This window comes from Rhodoferax sp. ZS1R8 (assembly GCF_056521325.1).
In genome coordinates this window covers 1-1,338 of record NZ_JBWMBA010000092.1, presented here as the reverse complement: position 1 = coordinate 1,338, position 1,338 = coordinate 1, and the positions used below count along the sequence as shown (strand labels likewise).

1 protein-coding gene is annotated in these 1,338 nt (G+C 62.6%); it reads right to left on the bottom strand.

Going from position 1 to position 1,338, the window contains the following annotated elements; translation table 11 throughout:
* A partial coding sequence (locus AC097P_RS24055) for a heavy metal translocating P-type ATPase (RefSeq protein ID WP_479612947.1) occupies positions 1-1,338 on the bottom strand: 1,338 nt, incomplete at both ends.

The following is a 1,338-nucleotide window of genomic DNA, read 5'->3' as shown; positions in this document are numbered from 1 at the left end:
GCACAAATCGTGGCAGCTTACGCAGGTCGTCGTCCATCAGCGCGACGTCGGCCGTCTCAATCGCAGTGCCGGTGCCGGCGGCGCCCATCGCAAAACCGATGTCACTGCGTGCCAAGGCCGGTGCGTCGTTGATACCGTCGCCCACCATGCCCACCACACTGCGCTCACCATGCTCACCGCCCGCGCCCATCTTGGCCTCGATGGCCTTGAGTTTGTCTTCGGGCAGCAGGTCGCCGCGCGCTTCGTCTATGCCAACCTGCGCGGCAATGGCGGCTGCGGTGTGGGCGTTGTCGCCGGTCAGCATGATGGTCTTGATGCCCAGCGCGTGTAGTTCGGCAATGGCCTGGCGACTGCTGTCCTTGACAGTGTCGGCCACGGCGAACAAACCCAACACACTCTGTTCGTCAACCAGCAGGATTACGGTCTTGCCTTGTTTTTCCAGCACAGACAACTGCGCTTCCAGCGCATCGGAGCAACGGCCTTGTTCATGGATCAGGCGGTGATTGCCCAGGTAGTACAACGTGCCGTTGATACGACCCTTGGTGCCGCGTCCGGGCAAGGCCTCGAAACCATCCACCTCAATCAATACAACACTATCCGCTTGCGCAGCCTGCGCCACAGCCCGCGACACCGGGTGGTCGGAGCGGCTGGCCAGGCTGGCGGCCAGGCTGCGCACCAGCGCCACATCACCACCATTCAGCAACGCAAAATCGGTTTGAACCGGCTTGCCCTGGGTGATGGTGCCGGTCTTGTCCAGCGCCAGCCATTTCAGTTTGCGGCCTTCTTCCAGGTACACGCCACCCTTGATGAGGATGCCTTGGCGCGCAGCTGCTGCCAGACCGCTGACGATGGTGACTGGCGTGGAGATCACCAGCGCGCAGGGGCAGGCTATGACCAACAACACTAGCGCCTTGTAGATCCAGTCAAACCAGAGACCACCCATCAGCAAGGGCGGCAGGATAGCAATGGCCAGCGCAATCGCAAACACCACCGGCGTGTAGACCTTGGCGAATTGGTCGACAAACCGCTGCGTGGGTGCGCGTGCGCCCTGGGCCTCTTCCACCGCATGGATGATGCGGGCCAGCGTGCTGTTGTTCGCAGCGGCGGTGACGGTGTATTCAAACGAGCCGGACTCGTTGATGGTGCCGGCAAACACCGGGTCGCCTTCGGTCTTTTCAACCGGCAGGCTTTCGCCGGTGATCGGCGCCTGGTTGATGGCCGAGCGGCCGCTAACGATGCTGCCGTCCAGCGCAATGCGTTCACCGGGTTTGATGCGCACCCGTACACACATTGCCACCCGCTTGGTGTCCACATCGGCCCAGGCGCCGTCCGCTTGCA